This is a genomic window from Nostoc sp. FACHB-892 (assembly GCF_014698795.1).
Lineage (GTDB): Bacteria > Cyanobacteriota > Cyanobacteriia > Cyanobacteriales > Nostocaceae > Nostoc.
On the sequence record NZ_JACJTR010000015.1, the window covers coordinates 77,112 to 95,606 of the forward strand.

General features: G+C 43.2%; 14 protein-coding genes. 11 read left to right on the top strand and 3 right to left on the bottom strand.

Annotated elements, in window-relative coordinates; all coding sequences use genetic code 11:
• Window positions 1-81: 81 nt before the first annotated feature.
• The 3 genes from H6G96_RS20100 to H6G96_RS20110 form a co-directional block, all read right to left on the bottom strand.
• Window positions 82-2,430, bottom strand: a complete 2,349-nt coding sequence (locus H6G96_RS20100) for a filamentous hemagglutinin N-terminal domain-containing protein (protein ID WP_190913088.1) — start codon at window positions 2,428-2,430, stop codon at window positions 82-84.
• Between the two features lie 276 nt (window positions 2,431-2,706).
• Window positions 2,707-3,507, bottom strand: coding sequence for a calcium-binding protein (locus H6G96_RS20105; protein ID WP_242063347.1), 801 nt, complete (start codon window positions 3,505-3,507; stop codon window positions 2,707-2,709).
• 302 nt (window positions 3,508-3,809) lie between these two features.
• Window positions 3,810-6,704 (bottom strand): S-layer family protein, encoded by a 2,895-nt coding sequence (locus H6G96_RS20110; RefSeq protein ID WP_190913089.1) that lies wholly within the window; start codon window positions 6,702-6,704, stop codon window positions 3,810-3,812.
• Window positions 6,705-6,882: 178 nt separating this feature from the next.
• On the opposite strand from H6G96_RS20110, the gene H6G96_RS20115 reads away from it, so the two are divergent.
• The 11 genes from H6G96_RS20115 (at window position 6,883) to pqqC (ending at window position 18,476) form a co-directional block, all read left to right on the top strand.
• Window positions 6,883-7,170 (top strand): hypothetical protein, encoded by a 288-nt coding sequence (locus H6G96_RS20115; protein ID WP_190913090.1) that lies wholly within the window; start codon window positions 6,883-6,885, stop codon window positions 7,168-7,170.
• Window positions 7,171-8,059: 889 nt separating this feature from the next.
• Window positions 8,060-9,109: a class 1 fructose-bisphosphatase gene (gene fbp / locus H6G96_RS20120; protein ID WP_190913091.1), complete on the top strand. Its 1,050-nt coding sequence runs from the start codon at window positions 8,060-8,062 to the stop codon at window positions 9,107-9,109.
• 337 nt (window positions 9,110-9,446) lie between these two features.
• Window positions 9,447-10,592 carry a transaldolase gene (gene tal, locus H6G96_RS20125; protein WP_190913092.1) on the top strand — a complete coding sequence of 382 codons (1,146 nt, stop codon included), beginning with the start codon at window positions 9,447-9,449 and terminating at the stop codon, window positions 10,590-10,592.
• A gap of 164 nt (window positions 10,593-10,756) precedes the next feature.
• Complete coding sequence (gene zwf / locus H6G96_RS20130) at window positions 10,757-12,286, top strand: glucose-6-phosphate dehydrogenase (RefSeq protein WP_190913093.1); 1,530 nt, start codon at window positions 10,757-10,759, stop codon at window positions 12,284-12,286.
• A gap of 220 nt (window positions 12,287-12,506) precedes the next feature.
• Window positions 12,507-13,868 (top strand): glucose-6-phosphate dehydrogenase assembly protein OpcA, encoded by a 1,362-nt coding sequence (gene opcA, locus H6G96_RS20135; RefSeq protein WP_190913094.1) that lies wholly within the window; start codon window positions 12,507-12,509, stop codon window positions 13,866-13,868.
• A gap of 335 nt (window positions 13,869-14,203) precedes the next feature.
• Window positions 14,204-14,464 carry a BrnT family toxin gene (locus H6G96_RS20140; protein ID WP_190913095.1) on the top strand — a complete coding sequence of 87 codons (261 nt, stop codon included), beginning with the start codon at window positions 14,204-14,206 and terminating at the stop codon, window positions 14,462-14,464.
• Window positions 14,454-14,687 carry a CopG family antitoxin gene (locus H6G96_RS20145; protein WP_190913096.1) on the top strand — a complete coding sequence of 78 codons (234 nt, stop codon included), beginning with the start codon at window positions 14,454-14,456 and terminating at the stop codon, window positions 14,685-14,687. Before H6G96_RS20140 ends, H6G96_RS20145 begins: the two co-directional genes overlap by 11 nt.
• 106 nt (window positions 14,688-14,793) lie before the next feature.
• Window positions 14,794-16,221, top strand: coding sequence for a cobyrinate a,c-diamide synthase (locus tag H6G96_RS20150; protein ID WP_190913097.1), 1,428 nt, complete (start codon window positions 14,794-14,796; stop codon window positions 16,219-16,221).
• Window positions 16,222-16,574: 353 nt separating this feature from the next.
• Window positions 16,575-16,766, top strand: a complete 192-nt coding sequence (gene pqqA, locus H6G96_RS20155) for a pyrroloquinoline quinone precursor peptide PqqA (RefSeq protein WP_190913098.1) — start codon at window positions 16,575-16,577, stop codon at window positions 16,764-16,766.
• A 55-nt stretch (window positions 16,767-16,821) separates the two neighbouring features.
• A complete protein-coding gene (gene pqqB, locus H6G96_RS20160) occupies window positions 16,822-17,727 on the top strand; it encodes a pyrroloquinoline quinone biosynthesis protein PqqB (RefSeq protein ID WP_190913099.1) in 906 nt (301 codons plus the stop codon).
• Window positions 17,728-17,750: 23 nt separating this feature from the next.
• Window positions 17,751-18,476 (top strand): pyrroloquinoline-quinone synthase PqqC, encoded by a 726-nt coding sequence (pqqC, locus tag H6G96_RS20165; RefSeq protein WP_199339653.1) that lies wholly within the window; start codon window positions 17,751-17,753, stop codon window positions 18,474-18,476.
• Window positions 18,477-18,495 lie beyond the last annotated feature (19 nt).

Sequence of the window (18,495 nt, forward strand, 5' to 3'; positions counted from 1 at the left end):
TGTAACAGATTTAAATCTGGAAACCCACATGAAATCTGGCTTTCTTATTTTTGAATTTTGAATTGGTATAACCTGGTTTTTTTAGAAACAAGAAGCAGGAGTAAGCGAGGAACTATGAGGCAAAGCTGTAGGCGCATCAGCCGTGAGTACAACTTCACCTTTAGCATTTCTCACCCACCCTTGTGCTTCTACAATCGTTACTGGATTGGAGATACTTGCCTGAGTTGAAACAGTTGTACTAGAGCGGTTTTCAGTTTTAGGGTTGAGAGTTACCCAATCTAGTTGAAGTGCATCAGGAGTCAGGGGTTCGGTTCTAGGGTTGGGTGGTAACCCACCGCGTCCGGCAATGGTAAAACTGCTTTGATTTTGTGCTGTACGTGCTTGACAGACTTGCGAGACTTGAGTATCGACTGGTACGACTGGTAAGTTAATTAATCCTCGATAGGGATCAACATTGAGGGTATTGATATCTACAATGCCCCTTAAATCAGGTCTTGTTTGGGAAATTGCTGTAATATCATTTGTCGGAAGTTGACGCGGGTCTGGATCATCAGGGCGCAATCTTCTAAGGTCTTCGCTAGTTAGTGGCGCAATTCCAAAAATCTTAGTAGCATCGATTTTGACTGTTCCCCCATTACCATTGTAGGCATTGGCGGTGATGTCGCTGTTTTCATTTGGTTTGGCGACGATAAAGCCATCAGGCGCATCGATAGTAATATTACCGCCATTTCCACCAGCCCCTTGAGTGCCTGCTGAGGTAGAAACTTCACTGTTTCGGCCCAGTAACAATAAGTCTTGCAGGTTCAGCATAATATTGCCACCATCACCGGAGTTAGCTTGCCCAATGAGCTTACCTTTCTCATCCAATTTGATAGAACGAGCAGTGATTTCCAAATCACCTGCTTTTTTTGTGCCTTGACTGCTCACAGTTATGTCAGCGTTATTTAAGACATTTAATTCTCCAGCCTTAACTATGATGCTTCCCCCCTGTCCAGTAGACTCAGCAGAAGTGGAAGCTGAAATTCTTGCCCCATTTTGAACAATCAATTGCCCAGTTTCTATCTCTAAGTTTCCGGCATCTCCACTAGCTATAGTCCCAACAAATAAGCCACTGACACTTTTTAGGGAGGTTCCAATGAGTTGGATAGAGTCTGCGGTCACAGATAACCTTCCTCCCCTTCCCTGATTACGAGTATTAGCTGAAATCTGCGCTCCATCTTGAACAATCAACTGCCCAGTTTCAATCTTCAATTCTCCGGCTTTTCCAATGCCTTGTGTTACGGTAAACAAGCCACTAGCTCCAAGTCGCGAGGTTCCAATTAGTTGGATAGAGTCCCTTGCCTTGACAGATAAAGTTCCTCCCCCTCCTGTAGATTGTAAAGAAGTGGAAGCTGAAACCTGCGAACCATCTTGAACAATCAACCGCCCAGTTTCAATCCTTAATTCTCCGGCAGTTCCAGAGCTTGTTGTCTCAGTCAACAGACGGCTTCCTCCTAAGAGTTCTACTGACTCCGATCCGTTTACTACTAATGTTCCTCCTGATTTTGAGACTACGGTATTAACCGCAATCTCTGAATCATCGAAGGTAACGCGCCTGCCTTGTACCTGGATACCACCACCGCCTTCACCACTAGCATTTACTGTACTTAGATTGGTAATAGATACATCTGCTCGCGCTACACTATCAGGAAAACTTAAACGGAAATTGTTGTTATCAATATTCAACCCTACCGTTCCTACTCCCGCCAATCCTCCTAATTCAACTCGACCATCTGGAGCGTTTAGTATCGCTCCTTTTAAATTCACATCGCCTCCCAATAGCACTAAACTCTGACTTTCAGGAACGAACAGAATTGCTTCATTAACTTGAATCGGTTTAATAGGCTGAGATTCAATTTGATTGAATAGAAATGCAGAAGGATTAACTCTCAGCAAGGGGTTGAGCGGATTGACGGGTGAAGTCATGGAAAATTCTCCACCACCCGGAAACTGGATCGCACTAGCTGTTGTTCCGATAAATGAACCGTTAATATTTAATAGGGCATTTTCTCCAAAGATGATGCCGTTGGGATTTATTAAAAAGAGATTAGCTTGAGCCTGAAGTGTTCCCTGGATGTCAGAGGGATTTCCCCCTGTAACTCGCACCAAAATATTGTTGATGTTAGGGGCGTTACGGAAATTGACTGTCTCCTCACTTGAAACACTAAAGTTGCTGAAACTATGAAATAAATTTGTATTACCAACGGTTGTACCCCCTGTAATATTCAAGGTAGTGTCGTCGATTCGCTGCACTTGAGTTCCTACAGAGGGATCAGGAGTCACCTGAGCAAATGTGCGATCGCCTCCTTCTATTCCAATCACACCCACTAGAATCACTAAGCCTAACAACCTTAAGTGACAACCGTTACCAAACCAGCTTCTTAAACTCACAAAACTTGTCTCCTAACCCTTGAAAGTTATTTTATTGCAGCGTAAACTAGCAAAAATCACAGCGAAAACTCGAAGCGGCGGTTTCCGTCGCTCTGGTAGCGCAGCCTTAGCGGTAGCGTATACCTAACACCTACAGAGAAGTAAGCTACGCACAGCGTCTCATAGAGGAACAAGCGTCCGCAGGAGCGTTATTGTTAAAGACAGACATTGCAAAAAGGTAATTGAAAAATCTAATTAGAAGTCTTGAAAACCATACCTGCTATTTTGGCTTTTCTGTCACTGCGTAAGTCCTAAATCGTTAGGAAAGTAAAGGTTAGGAGGTAGCCAAGCTAATTGCCGATCCTCATAAAATAGAGCACCAGTGTTTCCGTCATAGCTTAAATAATTAGGAAGTTTGATACCCCTACCAAATATTGCTGATTGAGTTTCACCCAGAACTTGTTTTGATAGCAAAGCATTAGTTTTAGACTTAGTAACTTTAGTTTTAGACTTAGTAACTTTAATATCATTCTCAGAAGATTTAATAGAAGGAAAGGTGTTACTATCCTTGCCATCAGTGAGAATGTCATCACCAACTCCCTTCATTAAGTAGTCTTTACCTGATCTATCTATTAAAATGTCATCGCCTTCATAACCTTTAGAGCTGGAGTTACTTATATTAATAGAAGGGATAATGGGGGTAGTAATTTTAACAATATCGTTATTAAATGAGAAGTCTGTAATTGTATCAATACCACCACCTGAGTAATCCAAGACAAAAGTATCTCTACCACTACCACCAGTGAGAATGTCATTACCACCTCCTCCCACTAAGTAGTCTTTATCCGACCCACCTATTAGAGTGTCATCGCCTTCATAGCCGTATATTTGCTCGTTTGCTTGAATCGTAGTTAGATAGTCGTTTCCAGGGGTACCTTCAATTACCACGTTCTTCACTCCCGAAGAAATTAGTGTTTCTACTGATAATTTTAACCAGCAATTAGCATTGCAGATGAGATCGGTTAAGAAACAAAATAAGGCGATCGCACCTAGAACATCAATTCCGTAATCAAAGCGCGAATCCCTCGTTTTATACACAGTAGGAAGGGAGTTTGGCTCCCCCCAACATTAGTAGAAAACTCTGCTGGGGAGTTAGATTTTTTATTTATCAATATTATTAATTGAAACCACTACAACAGTTACTACAGTTGTATTCCAGCCAAGGTTACGAGGTAGCCAGCCTAGCTGCTGATTCAAATAAAATAGAGTACCAAAACTTGCAAAAAATAAATTATCCAAAATATTTTTAAATTTATAGGGGCGCAAGACCTTACGCCCCGGAGATGGAATGTTTTTTTAACTGTAAGTTCTTAAAGCGAAACGGTATAACATGGTTATTTTTAGAAGCAAGAAGCAGGAGTAAGCGAGGAACTATGAGGCAAAGCTGTAGGCGCATCAGCCGTGAGTACAACTTCGCCTTTAGCATTTCTCACCCACCCTTGTGCTTCTACAATCGTTACTGGACTAGAGCTACTTGCCTGAGTTGAAACAGTTATACTAGAGCGGTTTTCAGCCTTTGGGTTGAGAGTTACCCAATCTAGTTGAACAGCATCAGGAGTCAGAGGTTCGGTTCTAGGGTTGGGTGGTAAGCCACCGCGTCCGGCGATGGTAAAACTGCTTTGATTTTTTGCTGTACGTGCTTGACAGACTTGTGAGACTTGAGTATCGACTGGTACGACTGGTAAGTTGATTAATCCTCGATAGGGGTCAACATTGAGGGTATTGATATCTACAATGCCGCTTAAATCAGGTCTTATTTGGGAAATTGCCGTAATATCATTTGTCGGAAGTTGACGCGGGTCTGGATCATCAGGGCGCAACCTTTTAAGGTCTTCGCTAGTCAGTGGCGCAATTCCAAAAATCTTAGTAGCATCGATTTTAACTGTTCCCCCATTACCATTGTAGGCATTGGCGGTGATGTCGCTGTTTTCATTTGGTTTGGCGACGATGAAGCCGTCAGGGGCATCGATAGTGATATTACCGCCATTTCCACCTTGTTGATTAGTGCCTGCGGTAGCAGATATCTGGCTGTTGTCGCTTAGTAACAACAAATCTAGGTCGTGGAGTGTAATATCACCCCCATTACCAGATGCGGTTTCAGCAGTAATTTCCCCTTGATTCTCTAAGCGAATGAAACGAGAGCCTACCTGAAGTTTGCCTGCGCTCCCTGACCCTTGAGAGCGAACAAACAAGCCACTGTTAGCAGACTCATCCTCAACAAGGTTCCCATCAATTCCTCGGACAAGCCGTTTGAAGGTAGCCCTGCCAGATATAGTCACCCTATCAGTAGCATTAACTGTGATATCACCTGCAAATCCACTGCTGCCTGTGAAAGCATTAGCAAGGATTTGTCCACCATTAACCGCTTCCACAGTATTCGCGTTCACTGTGATATTGCCAGCATTTCCCTCACCTAGAGTGCGGGCATCTACAACCCCATTATCTGCTACCCGGAAAGCATTGGTATTAACAATGATGTTTCCTCCTTGCCCCCCTTGATTGGTACGTGAAAATAATCCACTTGCCGTTTTATCGCTACTAAATCCGAAAACATTAACAGCTTCAGTTGCATTAACTTCTATCTGTCCACCTTTTCCTTGGCCCAAAGTACCAGTAACTATCTGTGCGCCATTTCCCACAATTAACTGCCTAGTGTTAATCGTCAAATTACCAGCATTTCCAACATTGTCAGTCTGAGTAGATAAAGTGCTAGCGCGCTGCCCATTGGATGATATTCCTGTTCCTTGTAATTCCACCAAATCGCTAGCAGTCACAAATAAATTTCCCCCCTGTCCCTTGCCTAGAGTAAAAGTTAATATTTGCGCTCCATCTTGGACAACCAAGCGCCTGGTATCAATTGTTAAAGTTCCAGCATTTTTAGCACCTTGAGTAGAAGTAAACAAGCCGCTACCAAGACTAATAACTTCTACGGAATCGGTGGCAGTTACAGTCAAATTTCCCCCCTGTCCCTCGCCTGAAGTAGAAGTTGATACTCGTGCTCCATTTTGAGAACTTAACCTTTGAGTGGTAATTATCAAGTTTCCAGCATCTCCAGCACCTTGAGTTTCAGTAAACAAGCCGCTTGTTGTTGTTCCTGCTAGTTCCACAAACTCCGAGGCGCGGATGGTAAGCTCTCCCCCCCGCTCCTTGCCGAATGTGCCAGCTCTTATCCTTGACTGATCGCCTTGAATACTCAACTGTCCAGTTTCAATTGTCACGTCTCCTCCGGTTCCAGTCGCTTCTGGTAAAACATCAGCTGTAATCTGCGAACCCTCAGTGAGAATCACCGCCTTTGTCGTGTGAACGAGCACCTTTCCACCAAGCTCTGTACCTTCTGTATCGGCAAAAATCCTTGAGCCTTGAGTTAAACCCAAATTATTACTCTGAATCTGAACATCACCACCGCCAGCACCGCTAACAGCAACATACGCTCCGTCTTGCAGCCGAATATCGCCAAAATTATTTATAGAGGCGTACCCCAATACCCAATCGTTATCTTTTTGGTTCAAGCTCACTTCTCCAATACCAGCCACACTACCTAGCTCAATCCGTCCTCCTGGAGCTGCCAAATTCTGTTGTCGTGGTTCTAAAGCTGCTCGTTCACCTCCCTGCAACGTCACCTTACCGCCCACGAGTGCTAAAGTTTTACCAGGTTGCACTTTTAGGTCAGATCCTTCTACACCAATTTCTCCTACTGCTTCCTCAAATTGCAAGCCAATAGGAACACTTACTGTTAGTAGAGGTGGGTTTTGGGGAGGAAAGGCGCTAAACAGAGCGCCATCTGTAAATTTGAGGCGGTTTGCTGTAGTTGCGATGAACGAACCCTTGATGTCCAATTTGGCATTAGGCCCAAAAATAATCCCATTTGGATTGAGAAAAAACAAGTTAGCAGAGCCATTGCGATTGGGTTTAATCAGACCATCAATGAGAGAAGGAGAATTACCCGTGACGCGGCTGATGATATTTTGAATATCTAAAGCGTGGTTGAAGTCAGCTTGACTGCCAACGGGTACAGAAAACTGTTCAAAACTGTGGAAAAGATTACTTCCAGCTTGAGTTCCTCCTTCAATAATTCTGGTATTTCCCTCTAATTTGACTGTGGAATTATTAGGTAAAGTGCTATCGGGCGTAATTTGAGCAAAGATGCAATTCCCAGTATTAAGGTATACGCCACTAATAGTTAAAAAAATCATTAGCCTTAAAAGCCAGAACGAACCGCGTAAGTTTTCAGTCATTTGATGAATTTCCCTTAACAACAGAGATAAATGTGACTTTTTGTGCTGTTTGGATAGCAGAAACTATAAACTTTTATGAAGAAATGGCATAATTGGCAGAAAAATTTATATTGCAAGTTGGGTTCTAAAATAGAGGTGATTTTACCTCTAAGGAAAAACAATTAATTGGGTGATTACTATGTACCATTCCTTGAAAATAAAAATCCTGGATTTAGACCATATTGAATCAATTGTTGAGCAGGACATCACAGATGTGGAGGCTGAAAAAATTGTAGGAGGAACACTAAGTGTAAGTGAGCCTCAAGTAGTCGCTAAAAAAACTATAGTAAGAGTAGGAAGTGAACAAGGCTATGAATTACCCCCTCTGGTTATCCCTCTTCCTCCTCCCTGGCGTGTTGAACTCATAAGTTCGTTGCCCGATGCAGCTTTAGATTACATACAAATCGCTGAAAAACTTAAAGCATGAGGTATTTTACCTCTAATAAGTTTGCTGCGCAAAGCAGGTTTACGGTTACAAATCACTGTGTAAAAGGTTAATGTGGTCGTTTTTTAACCATTAAGTAGCCGCAAGGTAGAACTTAATACTTAAGAAAGTCTGAGGCATTTAAATGCGCTTGGCTTTGCCAGTTCTTTTGGATAATCGCTCCAAATCCTGCACAATGGAATAATAAGCACTCTAGCAATCCTTTGGCGGACATTTTATCATTTAAAAGCGGTCACTTTATTCTTTAAACCACAATTTTCTAAGTCATAACGCGCAACAATTGGCGTAAAGGCAAATTCTGATAAATCAATAGCTTTTAACAAATTAATCCAATCATCGCTGAAGGTGCGATCGCCTGAATTAATGCGGCAAAGATCAGCTAAATTATAAATCCTAATGAATAAGAGTAAGGTAGTGTCCTCACCTTACTCTTTCATATTTAAAACTTAAATCTGAAGTGGTTCCCGTTAACTCTGAAGCGACTCCCGTTAACTCTGAAGCGACTCCCGTTAGCTCTGAAGCGACTCCCGTTAGCTCTGAAGCGACTCCCGTTAGCTCTGAAGCGACTCTCGTTAAGTCTGAAGTGACTCCCGTCACGACTGATATCATGTCCGCTTAATTACTTACTAAACCACAAGAACCCTAAAGAGCCAAAGCTACGCTTCGTCTCCCCTCTACGGTGTACACACAAGTCGAAGTAAACTACGTATCTAGGCTTTGAGTGCAGGAGTCACTGAAAATTCATTTCTTTAGTTTATCTAAAGTCGCATCTAAGTTATCAAATTACCTTTCTAAGATAGAAGCAGCAACTATAAGTTGCCATACACAACTAAAACCCAACTAACAGCTAGTGGCTGCGGAGAACGTTAAAATGGCTAAAGCGGCAGATTCTTTAGATTTATCTACCTACGATGCTACAGACAAATCCCTTGATCGTGATTGTACAACCTTATCCCGTCACGTCTTACAGCAACTTCAGAGTTTTTCGCCAGATGCACAAGATTTAAGTGCGCTGATGAATCGCATCGCCCTTGCAGGCAAACTAGTTGCTCGCCGCATGAGTCGCGCTGGCTTAATGGAAGGTGTTCTCGGATTTACTGGGGAAGTTAATGTCCAAGGAGAATCCGTCAAAAAGATGGATGTCTATGCCAATGATGTATTTATCTCAGTTTTTAAGCAAAGTGGCTTAGTCTGTCGCCTAGCTTCTGAGGAAATGGAAAAACCCTACTATATCCCGGAAAATTGCCCCATTGGTCGCTATACCCTGCTGTATGACCCAATTGATGGCTCATCTAACACTGATAATAATCTCAGCTTGGGTTCTATTTTCGCTATTCGCCAACAAGAAGGAACTGATAGCGATCAAAAGGCAACTGACCTCCTCACCAACGGACGTAAGCAACTCGCTGCCGGATATATCCTGTATGGGCCTAGCACAATGCTGGTTTATAGTATAGGTAAGGGCGTTCATTCTTTTGTCCTTGATCCCAGCTTAGGAGAGTTTATTCTCACAGAAGAAAATATTCGGATTCCTAATCACGGCTCTGTTTACAGCGTGAATGAAGGGAACTTCTGGCAGTGGGAAGAATCGATTCGAGAATACATCCGCTATGTTCACCGCACAGAAGGCTACAGCGCTCGTTATAGCGGCGCAATGGTGAGCGACATTCACAGAATTTTAGTTCAAGGCGGCGTATTTCTCTACCCAGGCACAATTCAAAACCCAGAAGGTAAATTGCGCTTACTTTATGAAACTGCTCCTCTAGCCTTTTTGATTGAGCAAGCAGGTGGCCGTGCGACTACAGGACTAATGGATATATTGGATGTAGTACCTAAAAAACTACATCAGCGCACACCTTTAATTATTGGTAGCAAAGAAGATGTAGCAAAGGTGGAGTCTTTTATTCAAAACGGGCACTAGTGTAAAAAGGCACGGTTTAAAAGAAAACAAAGCTTGTAAATAAAGCTTTTTAAACTTTTTCAATTGATAGTTACTTTTTGCCCTGCTGCACTAGAAGACGGTAACAAGAGGATCAAGGATGCGTCTAGCATCTGGCATTAATTAAAAGTTAATCATGGTGATTTAGGATTGGCAATGCAGAATAGCAGTTCTTAAAGATGTATTAAAGATTATCTCAGCTGGCCGATGCGATAAGTAGTTGGCAACGCCACAATTCAAAAGTAACCATCAATATCTGATGCGTTTTGCCAAATTCACTTAGAAACATCACTATACAGGAGTGAAACAAATTAGAGCTATGTCTACCAATCATCTACTAGAAATTAACCAATACGGTCAAAGTATCTGGATGGATAACTTGAGCCGTGACATTATTCAATCAGGCGAACTCAAAGACATGGTTGAAAACCAAGGTATCTCTGGTATTACCTCTAACCCCGCTATCTTTGAAAAAGCGATCGCAGGTAATGTCATTTATGATGCCGATATTGAAGCCGCAGTTCGTGCTAATTTACCCACAGACAAAATTTACGAATCGCTAGTTTTTGCAGATATCCGTTATGCATGTGATATTTTACGCCCTGTTTATGAAGCCTCGAATAGACTAGATGGTTATGTGAGTATTGAAGTCCCACCAACTATCGCCCATGATACTGAAGCAACAATAACCGAAGCCCGGCGATATTTCCAAGAGATTGGTCGGGAAAATCTGATGATTAAAATTCCCGGTACAAAACCTGGTTTACCAGCAGTAGAGCAGGTAATAGCCGAAGGGATGAATGTTAATATCACGCTGCTGTTTTCTGTAGAAAGCTACGTAAACACAGCTTGGGCTTATATTCGTGGCTTAGAAAAACGGTTGGCTGAGGGCAAAGATATCAGTAGAATTGCTTCAGTCGCTAGCTTCTTCCTCAGCCGGATCGATAGCAACATTGATGCCAAAATTGATGCTAAGTTGAAAAAAGGCGTTGATGATATTTCTGTGGAAGCAAAGCTAAAAGCTGTTAAAGGGAAAGTAGCGATCGCTAACGCCAAGATTGCGTACCAAGAATACAAGAAAATTATCGAGAGCGATCGGTGGAAAGCCTTGGCAGAAAAAGGGGCCACAGTACAACGGCTACTTTGGGCTAGTACTAGCACCAAAGACCCCCACTACAACGACGTGATGTATATCGAAGAGTTGATTGGGCGAGATACCGTTAACACCGTACCCCCAGCGACCATTAAAGCTTGTGCCGATCATTGTAACGTAAGCGATCGCTTAGAAACAGATGTAGATAATGCCTACACGCTGATCGAAAACCTCAAAGATCCCGACATCAACGTTGATCTTAATGCCGTAATGGATGAACTGTTAGATGAAGGTATTGACAAGTTCATTCAGCCCTTCCAGTCCTTGATGAACTCTTTAGAAGAGAAGATCAAGGTATTGTCACCAGTGTAAGGGCTGGGGAGTGGGGAGTGGGGAGTGAGGGAGATGAGGGAGATGAGGGAGATAAGGGGAATAGCCAATGCCCAATCCCCCATGCCCTATGCCTCATGCCCCATGCCCAATTCTCCATTCCCCATACCTAATCCAAAACCCCTAATCCAAAATCCAAAATTCCTATGGTTAGTCTGCTAGAAAATCCCTTGCGCGTTGGTCTGCAACAACAAGGGATGCCCGAACCCCAGATTATAGTTATCTTTGGCGCTTCTGGTGATCTCACTTGGCGCAAACTAGTGCCAGCACTTTACAAATTGCGGCGAGAACGGCGTATACCGCCAGAAACTACTATTGTCGGCGTAGCACGACGAGAATGGAGCCATGAATACTTCCGTGAACAAATGCAGAAGGGCATGGAAGAGGCACATCCTGATGTCGATTTAGGGGAACTTTGGCAAGACTTCTCTCAAGGTCTGTTCTACAGTCCTGGGGATATAGACAACCCCGAAGGCTACAAGAAACTAAAAACCTTATTGAGTGAATTAGACGAAAAACGGGGCACGCGAGGTAATCGCATGTTCTACCTCTCAGTTGCCCCCTCATTCTTTCCCGAAGCGATTAAGCAGCTAGGAAGCGGCGGGATGCTAGAAGATCCCTACAAACATCGTCTAGTAATCGAGAAACCCTTTGGTCGGGACTTGGCCTCTGCCCAGAGTCTTAACCAAGTGGTACAGAAATATTGCAAAGAACATCAAGTATACCGTATTGACCACTACTTGGGTAAAGAAACAGTCCAGAATTTGCTGGTGTTTCGCTTTGCCAATGCAATTTTTGAACCCTTGTGGAATCGTCAATTTGTTGACCACGTGCAAATTACCGTGGCAGAAACCGTGGGAGTGGAAGACCGGGCTGGCTACTATGAGAGTGCTGGCGCACTGCGGGATATGTTGCAAAATCACCTCATGCAACTTTACTGTCTAACGGCGATGGAAGCACCCAACGCAATGGATGCCGATAGCATCCGTACAGAAAAAGTGAAGGTACTCCAAGCTACTCGTTTAGCTGATGTTCACAATCTGTCGCGGTCGGCAGTCCGTGGTCAATACAGTGCTGGCTGGATGAAGGGTCAAGCAGTACCAGGGTATCGGACAGAACCAGGCGTTGACCCCAACTCCAGCACACCCACCTATGTAGCGATGAAGTTTTTGGTGGATAACTGGCGCTGGAAAGGTGTTCCTTTCTACTTACGGACTGGAAAGCGGATGCCGAAAAAAGTGAGTGAGATTTCAATTCACTTCCGCGAAGTTCCATCTCGGATGTTCCAATCTGCTGCCCAACAGACAAACGCCAATATTTTGACAATGCGGATTCAGCCAAATGAAGGTATTTCCTTGCGTTTTGATGTCAAAATGCCGGGGGCAGAATTCCGCACTCGTTCCGTTGATATGGACTTTAGTTATGGTTCCTTTGGCATCCAAGCAACATCCGATGCCTACGATCGCCTATTCCTTGATTGTATGATGGGCGATCAAACATTGTTCACACGAGCGGATGAAGTAGAAGCAGCTTGGCAGGTAGTAACACCAGCCCTTTCCGTTTGGGATGCACCCGCCGATCCTACTACTATTCCTCAGTATGAAGCCGGTACTTGGGAACCAGCAGAAGCAGAACTCTTAATTAACCAGGATGGCCGTCGCTGGCGCAGACTTTAGAAAGTTAGGAGTGATGAGTTAGGAGTGATAAATTAGGAGTGATAAATTATGAGTAATGAGTGATGAGTGATGAGTTATAAATTATGAGTTTTTGAGTTAAAAATTTCAGTTAACTCTAAACTTAAAACCCATAACTTTCCACTCCTAACTCCTAACTTCTAACTTTTAATTCCTAATTTCTAAATTATTCAACAAACAAAGCTGACAACTCAAAACTACTATGGTTCTCCAAGCTTCTACAATTTTTTCACTTCAGGCACCGAAAGATATTTCGCTTAACGAAATAGATGCCGAACTCAATCAAATTTGGCAAAGTTACGGAATTACTGGCGAGGACGGTGGACTTCCTAGTGCTACTAGGGCAACGACATTTACTTTAGTGGTCTACGAACCAGAAGAAACTCAGTATTTGTTGGCTGCTTTGGGATTTTACAACGGCCCAATTGATGGGATTTTGGGGCCACAGATGGTGGCAGCATTGCGGGAATTCCAAAAGAAATATAGTCTGCCAGAAACTGGAACAGCAACACCAGAAACTCTGACTGTATTACGAGAAGAATTCGCTAAAGGCCAGCGAGGTGGATCTGGAGGAGAATATCCTGCTGCTGGATTAAGTAGCGGTAGCCCCAGAATTGCCGATGAAATCGCTCTCCGCAACCCCTGCCGCATCATTGCGCTATTTCCCATTGCTGGCGAAGATGAAGGGGTTAAAGCTCAAGTTTCTGCCTATTGCCCCATCCAAAAGCAATCATCAAGCACACTTATCTGCTGCGAATACATCACTCTCAGTGGAACTGCTGCTGCCTTAGAACGCATCGGTGGTATGATTCCGGCATTATTGATTGGCGGCTTGCCGAAATTTCTCTGGTGGAAGGCAACACCAGATCCTAACAACGGTCTATTTAAGCGCCTAGCAGCAATCTGCAATAATGTGATTGTAGATTCTTGCAACTTCAACGAGCCAGAAAGTGATTTACTCCGCCTACAAGAGTTGGTAGAAGCGGGTGTACCTTTAGCTGACTTGAACTGGCGTCGCCTCTCATCATGGCAGGAATTGACAGCTGAAGCCTACGACTCACCTAAGCGTCGCGCCGCCCTCAAAGAAATTGACCGCGTTACGATTGATTACGAAAAAGGCAATCCTGCCCAAGCTTTACTGTTTTTGGGTTGGTTGGCAAGCCGATTACAATGGCAGCCAGTTTCTTATGAAAAGGAAAGCGGTGATTACGACATCACTCGCATCCGTTTTATTGCTCAAGAGCAGCGACAAGTAGAAGCAGAGTTAGCAGGAGTTCCGGTTGCTGATGTGGGTGATATTGTTGGTGACTTGATTGCCCTGCGCCTCAGTTCGACAAATTCCCAGGCAGACTGTGGTACAGTTATCTGCTCAGAAACTGGTGGTTGTATGCGGATGGAAACCCACGGTGGCGCTCAATCGGCCGGTCTGTTTCAACAGGTGACTTCACTTTCGGAACAAAAAGCAGAAGCTTTGCTGAGTCAGCAGGTGCAACGCTGGGGCCGCGAGTCACTTTTTGAAGAAAGCCTGGGAGTGACAGCGAATATTTTCAAATCGGCGAATTAAAACAATTCGCAATTCGCAATTCGCAATTCGCAATGGGCTACGCTAACGCAATTACGTTTTGTGTTAGCGCAGCGTATACCCTTCGGGATGCTTCGCTTAGAGCGAGTCTGCGAGCGTCCGGGGATTTAGCTTAGGCATCAAAACCTGCTGCCTGTAGAGACAGGGGACTTAAACCCCCGCCACTTGTTAATTCAGTTCTAACCCTTTTACCCCCTTCCCGCATTGGGAAGGGGGGAATTTTTTTAATTACTAAAGTGAATGGCAAGGAAAATTTAATTTATAAAATAGTAAATATTGTTGATTAAAAGATTTTGTATCTTTCTTAAAAAAGAATTATGGAGTTTGAATTTGATGCTAACAAAAGTGCAACTAATAAAACTAAACATGGCATTGATTTTATTGAAGCACAGAAACTTTGGATAGATGCAAATTTTATTGAAACCCCTGCACGCACAACAGATGAGCCTCGGTTTCTAGTTATTGGTAAGATTGCCGGAAAATATTGGTCAGCAGTCATTACTTATTGTAGTGATAAAATAAGAATTATTTCTGTTCGTCGCTCTCGTGCTGAAGAGGTAAATATTTATGAAAGCTGAAGAATTTGATGCTAGGTTCGATAATGGAGAAGATATTACGGAGTTTATAGACTTATCTAACGCACATCGCCCACGCTATGAGCACAAAAGAGTTAATATTGACTTTCCCCTTTGGATGATTGAAGCCTTAGAACATGAAGCCAAGCGTTTAGGAGTGACATCTGATTCTATTATTAAATTATGGCTGGCTGAACGTCTTGATAGAAAAATCATTACTGATTAGCATAAAAGCAATGATTTTTATAAAATAAATATTTTTGTTTGACTTTGATTTAATTTAATCTTACTAAGATAGTCGACTATTTAGTTTAACCAATTAACAATTATCCATGTCTGTAATCATTGCTGGAGAACGTAGTGGGGTGGGCAAAACAACAGTTACGCTCACCCTTTTAGCATCTTTACGTCGTCGCGATCGCCTGGTGCAATCTTTCAAGGTAGGCCCAGACTACATTGATCCGATGTTTCATCAACACGTAACTGGTCGTCCTTGTCGCAATTTAGACCCAGTGTTGACTTCCGAAGCCTACGTTCAGCAATGTTTTGCCCGTCATAGTCAACTGAGCGAATATGCCCTAGTAGAAGGGGTGATGGGGTTATTTGATGGTATTTCGTCATTAGTCAATAGTCATTTGTCATTTGCAAAAAATAAAGAACTAATGACCGACTTTGCAAGTACGGCACACATCGCACGGCTTTTAGATTTACCTGTGGTGTTGGTGATTGATTGTAGTCGTTTATCTGGTTCTGTAGCTGCGATCGCTCACGGCTACCAGTCTTTTGATCCCCGAATTAAAATAGCTGGGGTAGTATTAAATCGTGTGGGGAGCGATCGCCATCTTTCTCTACTAAAAGATTCTCTACAACCCTTGCAATTACCCATTCTCGGTGTACTGCGCCGTCAAGATAACATCACAATTCCCGACCGCCATTTGGGTTTAGTACCTACAGCAGAACTTCCCGAACTTAATGCTTTAATTAATCGCCTCGCCGATTTAGGAGATACTTGCTTCGATTGGCAACACTTATTACCCCTGTTAAAATCAAAACCTCTCCCTCATCCCCCTCATCTCCCACCCTGCGGGAAGCTAAAGCTACATCTTCCCTCATCCCCAGTTAAGATTGCAATAGCCCGCGATCGCGCTTTTAATTTCTACTACCAAGACAATCTCGATTTGCTACAACAACTTGGCGCAGAACTGGTTTTCTGGAGTCCTCTAGAAGATGCTGCAATACCAAAAGATGTGCAGGGAATGTATTTTGGCGGTGGTTTCCCGGAAGTTTTTGCCCAGCAACTAGCAGAAAATACCAGCGTTCGTGATGCAGTGAAAACAGCAATTCTTCAAGGAATGCCGACAGTTGCCGAATGCGGAGGATTGATGTATTTATGTGAGCAAATTATCAATTTTGAGGGTAAATCTTGGTCAATGGCAGGAGTTTTACCGACATCTGCTGTCATGGGTGGGCGTTTAACTTTGGGCTATCGTCGTGCATTAGCTTTGCAAGATAATTTGTTAGTGAAAGCAGGTACAACTGTTTATGGACATGAGTTTCATCGTTCCCATTTAACCTTAACTCCCACTCAGCCCCTATTTGAAACTTCTCGCTACGATTGTGACGAAAATATGGGATGTGAAGGATGGGGTTTACCTGCAAATGTTCATGCTTCTTATGTTCATTTACACTGGGGAGAAAGTATAGAAATTCCCCAGCACTTTCTTAAAAAATGTCGGAAAGTAGCGTCTATAGAAACGTAGATTTAAACATGCACTCGCAATTCGCAATGGGCTACGCCCCGGTACGCTAACGCGAACGAGAGGCTTGTCTGCGACACGCTACCGTTTGACGAAATCTTCGCTGATAGAGGTTTGGTAACAGCGATGCCTACGGCGGCAAGCTACGCAAAGCTTGTGAGAAATCCGGGTGTTACGTATAATGAAAAATAAGAAAAGAACAGTAAAAATACTGTATATTTCTTGTGTAGCACAGTTTAGCCTAAAGCAAAGATATTTTGAGCCAGCAAATAAGACAAATAGTAATTAAAATTACCAGAATTAATTGCAGGCCAAATAAAAAAGTGAACATTTATTTCATCAATTAGGAGCCAATCATGATTCGGGAAACAAACAATCACTCTATGCAAAAACAAGAAAGCAATAGCTCAAAATTAAGTGAGGATGTCTCTGCTAGAAGCTCATTTCATCCTCCAAATATTAAGTCAGCAATTGATTGGGAAAAACCAGATTTTGATGAACTTGACTTGTGTATGGAAATTACCACATACATTCTCAATGAGCAATAATTGTAGATACTAAGTTTAATTGCTGAATTAAAACCTCTACCTGCTTTCTGTTTTTATGTTCTTCAAAATTCTTGGTACTGCCGCAGGTGGTGGTTTTCCCCAATGGAATTGTAACTGTCCCAATTGCCAAGCAGTCCGTACAAATCGTGCAGGTGTAAATTGGCTGAACCAGTCATCAATTGCAGTGAGGAAAAACAATCAGCCCTGGTTTTTGGTCAATGCCTCTCCAGATGTACGTCCGCAGTTGGAGAAATTGCGGGAAGGACAACCGTCTACAATTCGGTCAAGCCCGATCGCAGGTGTCTTGTTAACTGATGCAGAGATTGACCATACCACTGGTCTCATTATCCTTAGAGAATCTACAGAAAAGCTGCGCGTCTACGGTACAGAAACAGTACGTAAGGCTCTAACAGAGGGTTATCCCCTGCTATCTACGTTAGCAAGCTATTGTGGTGTGGAATGGTCTGTACTTGAACCTCATGTACCTATAAACCTGGGGTTGAATGGAGCAGATGGTTTGGAAGTGGAGGTATTTCCATTAGCAGCCAAACCACCAAAATATATGCGCCACCAGACAAATTTAGATGGAATTTGGGTTATAGGTTTGACATTTCGTGATCGCACAACTGGTAAAGTTGCTACTTATGCTCCAGGTTTAGCTGAACTTGACGAAAAAATCTTAGAGCGGTTTGAGTCTAGTGACTGCATTTTGGTAGATGGCACTTGCTGGGACAATGATGAGTTGTTGGCTTTAGGAATATCCAAGCTGCAAGCCCGCGATATGGGACACTTACCCCTTAACACTAGTTTAAAAAGCCTTGCTAAACTGAGCCGTCCTCGGAAAATTCTGGTTCACATCAACAACACTAACCCAATTCTTTTACCTGATTCAGAGGAGCGCAAAATTGTTGAAGCCGCAGGAATAGAAGTTGGTTACGATGGTCTGACCATCGAATTGTAATTTTGAGGTGCAAAAAAAGCGTGTTGGAATTAGTTAAAGAACCTCTCCCTTGGACTCAGACAGAACTAGAGGCGGTATTGCGATCGCAACATCGCCGCTATCATCATCTGCATCCATTTCATGCAAGAATGAACAGTGGTGATTTAACGCCAACAGAAGTAAGGCGCTGGGTAGCAAATAGATTTTATTATCAAAAAAGTATTCCTCTTAAAGATGCTGCTATCTTGTCAAACTGCCCTGATTTAGAAGTGCGGCGGGAATGGATTCAACGCATCATTGACCATGACGGTCAAGGTGAGGGCGAAGGTGGTATTGAGGCATGGTTAAAACTCGGTAAAGCTGTAGGATTGTCTCGTCAAGAACTCTTAGAAGACCAGCACGTACTGCCAGGAGTTCAATATGCAGTGGATGCCTACGTTAACTTTTGTCGCACTCGACCTTGGATTGAAGCAGTGGCTGCATCGCTGACTGAACTGTTTGGCCCAGATGCAATTCGAGTCCGCTTAGTTGCATTAGAACAGCATTACTCGTGGATCGATCCTGCTGGATTTGACTACTTCCGGGCACGTCTTCACCAAGCACCCAGAGATGCTCAATATGCCCTAAAGCAAGTCCTCAAACACTGTAGAACTCGTGAGTCTCAAGAGAAAGCAGTACAAGCTTTAGTATTCAAGTGCAATTTATTGTGGAGCCAGTTAGAGGCGATTGAACAGGGCGATACCAGACCTCAAGAAGGGCATAGAGAATAAATTAAATAGGGGCATAGGC